Origin of the sequence: Erythrobacter donghaensis (genome assembly GCF_001557325.1) — a bacterium.
Lineage (GTDB): Bacteria > Pseudomonadota > Alphaproteobacteria > Sphingomonadales > Sphingomonadaceae > Erythrobacter > Erythrobacter donghaensis_B.
Window position 1 is genome coordinate 1 of sequence record NZ_LSJS01000028.1, and the last position, 2,841, is coordinate 2,841.

At 63.9% G+C, this 2,841-nt stretch carries 5 protein-coding genes and 1 pseudogene; all 6 read left to right on the top strand.

Annotated features, from left to right (window positions below):
- Nucleotides 1-31: 31 nt before the first annotated feature.
- The gene (locus AX692_RS00515) at nucleotides 32-1,243 is read left to right on the top strand and encodes an NADH-quinone oxidoreductase subunit D (RefSeq protein WP_073973690.1); all 1,212 of its coding nucleotides are present in this window, start codon (nucleotides 32-34) and stop codon (nucleotides 1,241-1,243) included.
- Between the two features lie 47 nt (nucleotides 1,244-1,290).
- Nucleotides 1,291-1,701: a hypothetical protein gene (locus AX692_RS00520; RefSeq protein ID WP_155644871.1), complete on the top strand. Its 411-nt coding sequence runs from the start codon at nucleotides 1,291-1,293 to the stop codon at nucleotides 1,699-1,701.
- A complete protein-coding gene (nuoE, locus tag AX692_RS00525; RefSeq protein WP_073973692.1) occupies nucleotides 1,701-2,369 on the top strand; it encodes an NADH-quinone oxidoreductase subunit NuoE in 669 nt (222 codons plus the stop codon). The genes AX692_RS00520 and nuoE overlap by 1 nt, the downstream gene beginning before the upstream one ends.
- 1 nt (nucleotide 2,370) lies before the next feature.
- On the top strand, nucleotides 2,371-2,514 hold the full coding sequence (locus AX692_RS19920) for a hypothetical protein (protein WP_196490003.1): 144 nt from the start codon (nucleotides 2,371-2,373) through the stop codon (nucleotides 2,512-2,514).
- Complete coding sequence (locus AX692_RS19380) at nucleotides 2,511-2,687, top strand: hypothetical protein (RefSeq protein WP_155644872.1); 177 nt, start codon at nucleotides 2,511-2,513, stop codon at nucleotides 2,685-2,687. Before AX692_RS19920 ends, AX692_RS19380 begins: the two co-directional genes overlap by 4 nt.
- A pseudogene (locus AX692_RS19385) lies at nucleotides 2,687-2,841 on the top strand (NADH-quinone oxidoreductase subunit F); the annotation flags it as partial. The gene AX692_RS19380 and the pseudogene AX692_RS19385, both read left to right, overlap by 1 nt.

Sequence of the window (2,841 nt, forward strand, 5' to 3'; positions counted from 1 at the left end):
CCCCCGGCCCCACCTCGAAGGAGGGTGGCCGATGAGCATTACCCAAGAAGAGTCGCCCACCACCGAGGGCGAGGTCATCACCAATTACACGATCAACTTCGGCCCCCAGCACCCGGCTGCGCACGGCGTGCTGCGCATGGTGATGGAATTGGACGGCGAGGTGATCGAGCGGATCGACCCCCATGTCGGCCTGCTCCACCGCGGGACCGAGAAGCTGATCGAGCAGAAGACCTATCTCCAGGCGCTGCCCTATTTCGACCGGCTCGACTACTGTTCGCCGCTGGCGATGGAGCACTCCTGGGTGCTCGCCATCGAGAAGCTGCTGAACCTCGAAGTGCCGCTGCGCGCCCAGTACCTGCGCGTGCTGTTCGCCGAGCTCACCCGCATCTGCAACCACATGCTCAACATGGGCGCGCACATCCTCGATGTCGGCGCCTTCACGCCGAACCTGTGGATCATGGACCTGCGCGAGGATTGCCTCAACTTCTTCGAACGGGCGTCGGGCGCGCGGATGCACTCGGCGTGGTTCCGCCCGGGCGGCGTCCATCAGGATGTGCCGGAGAAGCTGCTGGTCGACATCGGCGACTGGCTCGACAACCGCTTCTTCCAGCTGTTCGAGGACGCGATGAGCCTCGTGATGGACAACCGCATCTTCAAGCAGCGCAACGTCGATATCGCCGTCGTCTCACGCGAGGACGCGATTGCCTGGGGCTTCTCGGGCCCGATGATCCGCGCGGCGGGCCTGCCGTGGGATCTGCGCAAGAGCCAGCCCTACGACGTCTATGACCGCATGGAGTTCGACATCCCGGTCGGCACCAACTCCGACTGCTACGACCGCTTCATGGTGCGCGTGAAGGAAGTCTACGAGAGCGCCAAGATCATGCGCCAGTGCCTGCGCGACATGCCGGGCGGGCCGATTGCCTCGTCCGACACCAAGGTTGTGCCCCCCAAGCGCGGCGAGATGAAGCAGTCGATGGAAGCGCTGATCCACCACTTCAAGCTCTACACCGAAGGCTTCCACGTGCCTGCGGGCGAGGTTTACGTGGCGACCGAAAGCCCCAAGGGCGAGTTCGGCGTCTATCTCGTCAGCGACGGCACCAACAAGCCCTACCGCTGCAAGATCCGCCCCACGGCCTTCTCGCACCTCCAGGCGATGGACTTCATGTCCAAGGGCCACATGCTGCCCGACGCGACCGCCATTCTGGGCGCGATCGACGTGGTGTTCGGGGAGTGTGACCGGTGAGGATTGTCAGGTCCACTGCCTCGATCTTGACAATGCTCTTGGCGTCAATGGTGCTCCTGCTTGCCGCGAGCGTGCGCGCGCAAGAGACTGCCGAGCGGCAGGTGGTGGCAGAGTTTGTCCGCACCCTATCAGCTTTGGACCATGATCGGGCCGCGGACATGATTCTGGAGAAGCCTGCCAGGCAGCCCAACAGGGCGGTGAGCAATCCCGGCTCGAGCCCGATGCGCTTCCACAGGGCTTTTGGTGATAGCGATTTCAAAACGGTATCAGGTTTGATCGAGGGCGCCAGCGATCCGATTGTTGCCTTTCATCAGTCTACCGACGGATCACTTCAGTTTTCCGCGCTCTGGGACAAGTCGCCGGGCGTCGGCATTTCGGGATACGTGGTCGGCAGTAAAGTCGTGATCACCGAGTACTTTGCTTATGTCTATCCGCCTGCCGATGGATACGTAAATTAATGGCTGACCGTACCCCCGCTCCCGACACCCCGGAACTGCGCGCCCGCTGGGGCGGCTTCGCGTGGACGCCGGAGAACAAGAAAACCGCCGACTGGCACATCGCCAAGTATCCCGAAGGGCGTCAGCGCTCGGCGGTGATGCCGTTGCTCGATCTCGCCCAGCGTCAGGTCGGGGCGGAGACCGATACGCAGGGCTGGCTGCCGCTGCCGGTGATAGAATATGTCGCGAAGTATCTCGACATGCCGGTGATCCGCGTGCTCGAGGTCGCCAGCTTCTACTTCATGTACAACCTGAGGCCCGTCGGCAAATTCCACGTGCAGGTGTGCGGTACCACGCCCTGCATGCTGCGCGGCTCGGACGACATCATCGCCGCCTGCAAGACGCGCGGAATGGTGAAGGGCGGGATCTCGGCCGATGGCCTGTGGACCCTCACCGAAGTCGAATGCATGGGCAATTGCGCGACCGCGCCGATGGTCCAGATCAACGACGACAATTACGAGGACCTGACGCCCGAGCGCCTCGACGCGGTGCTCGACGCGCTCGCCGCGGGCCAGCAGCCCAAGACCGGCACGCAGGAGCCGGGCCGCCACACCTCCGAGCCTTCGGGCGGGCCGACCACGCTGACCGCGATGGTCGATGCCAACCACGACTACCGGGGCGAGTGGTAAGGTGGGCGCAGTCGCCACCATCCTCGGCGCGCTGCTGTTGGCGTTCATCGCCTACAAGCTCCTGATGGGCGTGATCCGCATCGGCGTGATCATCCTCATCCTCGGCGTGCTTTACGCGCTGTGGTCGCAGGGGGCGCTGGCATGAACCCGCTGACGCTTCTCCTCGCGATCCTCGGCCTCACCGGCTTTGCGCTGGGAGCGATCCTGACGGCAACCGGTCCGCTCGAGATGGGCGTGATCATCATGGGGCTCGGCCTCGTGTTCCAGACGATTTCGCTGGCGCGCATCCGGCGCGCCAAGGCAAGGGAAATGCAGTGATGCTGGCTGACAAGGATCGCATCTTCACCAATCTTTACGGGTTCCAGGATTGGAGCCTGAAGGCTGCGCAGGCGCGCGGGGATTGGGACGGCACCAAGGCGCTGCTCGCGCGCGGGCAGGACGCGATCATCGAGGAGATCAAGGCATCGGGTCT

Bases quoted from the DNA above. Each gene is read 5' to 3' on its own strand.
- AX692_RS00515 (WP_073973690.1), top strand. From the start codon at position 32: ATGAGCATTACCCAAGAAGAGTCGCCCACCACCGAGGGCGAGGTCATC.
- AX692_RS00520 (WP_155644871.1), top strand. From the start codon at position 1,291: ATGGTGCTCCTGCTTGCCGCGAGCGTGCGCGCGCAAGAGACTGCCGAG.
- nuoE (WP_073973692.1), top strand. From the start codon at position 1,701: ATGGCTGACCGTACCCCCGCTCCCGACACCCCGGAACTGCGCGCCCGC.
- AX692_RS19380 (WP_155644872.1), top strand. From the start codon at position 2,511: ATGAACCCGCTGACGCTTCTCCTCGCGATCCTCGGCCTCACCGGCTTT.